4 protein-coding genes are annotated in these 5,251 nt (G+C 58.5%); all 4 read left to right on the forward strand.

The annotated features are described in order from the left end of the window. Positions 1-2,086, forward strand: a 2,086-nt coding sequence (locus ACIPZE_RS28545) for a 2-oxoglutarate dehydrogenase E1 component (protein ID WP_400776762.1), incomplete at its 5' end; no start/stop codon positions are given. Positions 2,087-2,128: 42 nt separating this feature from the next. Further along, positions 2,129-3,349 carry a 2-oxoglutarate dehydrogenase complex dihydrolipoyllysine-residue succinyltransferase gene (gene odhB, locus ACIPZE_RS28550; protein WP_129391071.1) on the forward strand — a complete coding sequence of 407 codons (1,221 nt, stop codon included), beginning with the start codon at positions 2,129-2,131 and terminating at the stop codon, positions 3,347-3,349. Positions 3,350-3,457: 108 nt separating this feature from the next. Beyond that, the gene (gene lpdA, locus ACIPZE_RS28555; RefSeq protein ID WP_129391073.1) at positions 3,458-4,894 is read left to right on the forward strand and encodes a dihydrolipoyl dehydrogenase; all 1,437 of its coding nucleotides are present in this window, start codon (positions 3,458-3,460) and stop codon (positions 4,892-4,894) included. 182 nt (positions 4,895-5,076) lie between these two features. Further along, a partial coding sequence (locus ACIPZE_RS28560) for an ATP-grasp domain-containing protein (protein ID WP_400776764.1) occupies positions 5,077-5,251 on the forward strand: 175 nt, incomplete at its 3' end.

Raw genomic sequence — 5,251 nt, forward strand, 5'->3', positions numbered from 1 at the left:
CCAGCGGTCCGGTTCCTACGGCACCAAGGAAGTCGTCATCGGCATGGCCCACCGGGGCCGACTGAACGCACTGGCCAACACCTTCGGCAAGAACCCGCGCGAGCTGTTCGACGAGTTCGAAGGCAAGAAGAAGGTCGAGCTGGGTTCCGGTGACGTTAAATATCACCAGGGCTTCTCGTCCAACGTGATGACCGCCGGCGGTGAAGTTCACCTGGCCATGGCGTTCAACCCGTCCCACCTGGAAATCGTTTCCCCGGTGGTAGAAGGTTCGGTTCGCGCCCGTCAGGATCGTCGTAACGACCCGACCGGTGAGAAGGTTCTGCCGATCTCCATCCACGGCGACGCTGCTTTTGCAGGTCAGGGCGTGGTCATGGAAACCTTCCAGATGTCGCAGACCCGCGGTTTCAAGACCGGCGGTACCGTGCACATCGTGATCAACAACCAGGTTGGTTTCACCATCAGCAACCCGCTGGACTCGCGTTCCACCGAGTACGCCACCGACGTTGCGAAGATGATCCAGGCGCCGATCCTCCATGTGAATGGTGATGATCCGGAAGCTGTGTTGTTCGTCACCCAGATGGCCATCGACGACCGCATGCAGTTCAAGCGTGACGTGGTGATCGACCTGGTCTGCTACCGTCGTCGCGGCCACAACGAAGCTGACGAGCCAAGCGGCACTCAGCCTCTGATGTATCAGCAGATCACCAAGCAGCGCACCACCCGTGAGCTGTACGCTGATCGTCTGACTCAGTCCGGTGTACTGGACGTTGAGCGTGTTCAGGCCAAGGTCGACGAATACCGCAACGCGCTGGACAACGGTCTGCACGTAGTGAAATCGCTGGTCAAAGAGCCGAACAAAGAGTTGTTCGTGGACTGGCGTCCGTATCTGGGCCACGCCTGGACTGCGCGTCACGACACGCGTTTCGATCTGAAGACCCTGCAAGAACTGTCCGCCAAGCTGCTGGAAATTCCGGACGGCTTCGTTGTTCAGCGTCAGGTTGCGAAGATCTACGAAGACCGTCAGAAAATGCAAGCCGGCGGCCTGCCGATCAACTGGGGTTACGCCGAAACCATGGCGTACGCGACCCTGGCGTTCGAAGGTCACCCGATTCGCATGACCGGTCAGGACATCGGCCGCGGTACGTTCTCGCACCGTCACGCTGTGTTGCACAACCAGAAAGACGCGGGCACCTACATTCCGCTGGCACACCTGTACGACGGTCAGCCACGCTTTGACCTGTACGACTCGTTCCTGTCGGAAGAAGCGGTACTGGCTTTCGAATATGGTTACTCGACCACCACGCCAGAAGCGCTGGTGATCTGGGAAGCCCAGTTCGGCGACTTCGCCAACGGTGCACAGGTTGTTATCGACCAGTTCATCACCAGCGGCGAGCACAAGTGGGGCCGTCTGTGCGGTCTGACCATGTTGCTGCCACACGGTTACGAAGGTCAGGGCCCTGAGCACAGCTCGGCACGTCTTGAGCGTTACCTGCAACTGTGCGCCGAGCACAACATTCAGGTAGCTGTACCGACCACGCCAGCACAGATCTACCACTTGCTGCGTCGTCAGGTGATTCGTCCGCTGCGCAAGCCGTTGATCGTGCTGACTCCAAAGTCGCTGCTGCGCCACAAGCTGGCCATCTCGACCCTGGAAGATCTGGCCGAAGGTTCGTTCCAGACCGTGATCCCGGAAATCGATGCACTGGACCCGAAAAAGGTCGAGCGCGTTGTTCTGTGCAGCGGCAAGGTCTACTACGATCTGCTGGAAAAACGCCGTGCCGAAGGCCGTGAAGATATCGCTATCGTGCGTATCGAGCAGTTGTATCCATTCCCTGAGGACGACTTGAAAGAAGTCCTGGCTCCGTACACCAACGTCAAAAATGCCGTTTGGTGTCAGGAAGAGCCGATGAACCAGGGCGCCTGGTACTGCAGCCAGCATCACTTGCGCCGCAGCATCAGCAACCTCGACAAGTCTCTCGTACTTGAGTACGCGGGCCGTGAGGCTTCTGCTGCACCTGCTTGTGGTTACGCATCGATGCACGCCGAGCAGCAGGAAAAACTCCTGCAAGACGCGTTTACCATTTAACGCCTTCGCGCACCTGAAACCGAATTTAAGGAACTACAGATAATGGCTATCGAGATCAAAGCCCCCACTTTCCCGGAATCGGTTGCCGATGGCACCGTTGCCACCTGGCACAAAAAACCGGGCGACGCCGTCAAGCGTGACGACCTGATCGTCGACATCGAAACTGACAAAGTCGTACTGGAAGTTCTGGCTACCGCCGACGGCGTGCTGGGCGCAATCGTCAAGAACGAAGGCGACACCGTTCTGTCCGACGAAGTGCTGGGTTCCATCGAAGCGGGCGGCGCTGCTGCCGCTGCTCCAGCCGCCGCTGCTGCTCCGGCCGCTGCCGCTGCTCCAGCTGCTGGCGAAGGCGAAGACGATCCTGTTGCTGCTCCAGCCGCGCGCAAGCTGGCTGAAGAAAACGGCATCAACATCGCCTCCGTTGCCGGCACCGGCAAAGGCGGTCGTGTGACCAAGGAAGACGTGGTTGCTGCTGTTGCTGCCAAGAAAGCCGCTCCGGCTGCCGCGCCTGCCAAGGCTGCTGCTCCTTCGGCCGCCGCTCCTGTGTTCGCCGCTGGCGACCGCATCGAGAAGCGCGTACCGATGACCCGCGTGCGTGCCACCGTGGCCAAGCGTCTGGTTGAAGCGCAGTCGAACATGGCGATGCTGACCACTTTCAACGAAGTCGACATGACTGAAGTCATGGCCCTGCGTTCGAAGTACAAGGACCTGTTCGAGAAGTCCCACAACGGCGTACGCCTGGGCTTCATGTCGTTCTTCGTGAAAGCCGCTACCGAAGCGCTGAAACGCTTCCCGGCTGTCAACGCATCGATCGACGGCGCTGACATCGTTTACCACGGCTACGCTGACATCGGCGTTGCCGTTTCCAGCGACCGCGGCCTGGTTGTTCCGGTTCTGCGTAACGCCGAACTGATGAGCCTGGCTGAAATCGAAGGCGGCATCGCAACATTCGGCAAAAAAGCCCGTGACGGCAAACTGTCGATGGACGAGATGACCGGTGGTACCTTCACCATCACCAACGGTGGTACCTTCGGTTCGATGATGTCGACTCCGATCGTCAACCCGCCGCAGGCAGCGATTCTGGGCATGCACAACATCATCCAGCGTCCTATGGCCATCAACGGTCAGGTCGTTATCCGTCCGATGATGTACCTGGCACTGTCCTACGATCACCGTCTGATCGATGGCAAAGAAGCTGTGACCTTCCTGGTGACCATCAAGAACCTGCTGGAAGATCCGGCGCGTCTGTTGCTGGATATCTAAAAAACAGCTGCAAGTTTCAAGTTTCAAGCCACAAGCTCAAAGCGAGCGGGGTGGCTGGGAGCTTGTAGCTTGCGGCTTGTAGCTTTATTGCTAAAGAGGATTTTTTGAATGTCGCAGAAATTTGACGTAGTAGTGATCGGTGCTGGCCCTGGTGGCTACGTGGCTGCCATCAAGGCCGCGCAGCTGGGTCTGACCACTGCCTGCATCGAGAAGTACACCGACGCAGAAGGCAAGCAAGCCCTGGGCGGCACCTGCCTGAACGTGGGCTGCATTCCTTCCAAGGCGCTGCTCGACAGCTCCTGGAAATACAAGGAAGCGAAAGAAAGCTTCAACGTTCACGGTATCTCGACCGGCGAAGTCAAAATGGACGTCGCTGCGATGGTTGGCCGCAAGGCTGGCATCGTCAAGAACCTGACCGGCGGCGTTGCCACCCTGTTCAAGGCCAACGGCGTTACTTCGATCCAGGGCCACGGCAAGCTGCTGGCTGGCAAGAAAGTCGAAGTCACCAAGCCAGACGGCTCGGTTGAAATCATCGAAGCTGAAAACGTCATTCTGGCGCCAGGTTCGCGTCCGATCGACATTCCACCGGCTCCGGTTGATCAGAACGTCATCGTCGATTCGACTGGCGCTCTGGAATTCCAGACCGTACCTAAGCGTCTGGGCGTGATCGGCGCTGGCGTGATCGGTCTGGAACTGGGTTCGGTGTGGTCGCGTCTGGGTTCGGAAGTGGTTGTTCTGGAAGCGCTGGACACCTTCCTGATGGCAGCGGACACCGCTGTTTCCAAGGAAGCGCTGAAAACCCTGACCAAACAAGGTCTGGACATCAAACTGGGCGCTCGCGTGACCGGCTCGAAAGTGAACGGCGACGAAGTCGTTGTGAACTACACCGATGCCAACGGCGAACAGACCATCACTTTCGACAAGCTGATCGTAGCCGTTGGTCGCCGTCCGGTGACCACTGATCTGCTGGCTGCCGACAGCGGCGTGACCCTCGATGAGCGCGGTTTCGTGCACGTTGACGATCACTGCGCGACCACCGTACCGGGCGTTTTCGCCATCGGTGACGTGGTTCGCGGCATGATGCTGGCTCACAAAGCGTCGGAAGAAGGCATCATGGTTGTCGAGCGCATCAAGGGCCACAAAGCCCAGATGAACTATGATCTGATCCCTTCGGTTATTTATACTCACCCGGAAATCGCGTGGGTTGGCAAAACCGAGCAGGCCTTGAAAGCTGAAGGCGTTGAAGTTAACGTCGGCACCTTCCCGTTCGCCGCTTCCGGCCGTGCCATGGCCGCCAACGATACCGGTGGTTTCGTCAAGGTCATCGCTGATGCCAAGACTGACCGCGTATTGGGTGTGCACGTGATTGGTCCGAGCGCTGCAGAACTGGTTCAGCAGGGCGCGATCGGTATGGAATTCGGCACCAGCGCTGAAGACCTGGGCATGATGGTTTTCTCCCATCCGACCCTGTCTGAAGCCTTGCACGAAGCTGCTCTGGCTGTGAATGGCGGCGCCATCCACATTGCCAACCGCAAAAAGCGTTAACAGACAATAAGAAACCACGGCGGTAACGGCCCGTCGTGAGCCTTGCGAGCAAGACTCACCGCGGAATGTCCGCTGGACGCAGCCTTGCGTAGCTCAGCTACGCAAGCAGCAGTCACAGGTGGCGCGGCACTCAAACGAGCGCAGCGCCGAATGCGCAGTACCTAACGAAGACGGTAAAAAGCATGAATCTTCACGAGTATCAGGGTAAGCAGCTGTTCGCTGAATACGGCCTGCCAGTTTCCACTGGTTACGCAGTAGACACCCCGGAAGCAGCAGCAGAAGCTTGCGACAAAATCGGCGGCAGTGAGTGGGTTGTCAAAGCCCAGGTCCACGCTGGTGGTAGCGGTAAAGCGGGCG

Origin of the sequence: Pseudomonas sp. NPDC089741 (genome assembly GCF_044748825.1) — a bacterium.
GTDB classification, from domain to species: domain Bacteria; phylum Pseudomonadota; class Gammaproteobacteria; order Pseudomonadales; family Pseudomonadaceae; genus Aquipseudomonas; species Aquipseudomonas helmanticensis.

Bases quoted from the DNA above. Each gene is read 5' to 3' on its own strand.
- odhB (WP_129391071.1), top strand. From the start codon at position 2,129: ATGGCTATCGAGATCAAAGCCCCCACTTTCCCGGAATCGGTTGCCGAT.
- lpdA (WP_129391073.1), top strand. From the start codon at position 3,458: ATGTCGCAGAAATTTGACGTAGTAGTGATCGGTGCTGGCCCTGGTGGC.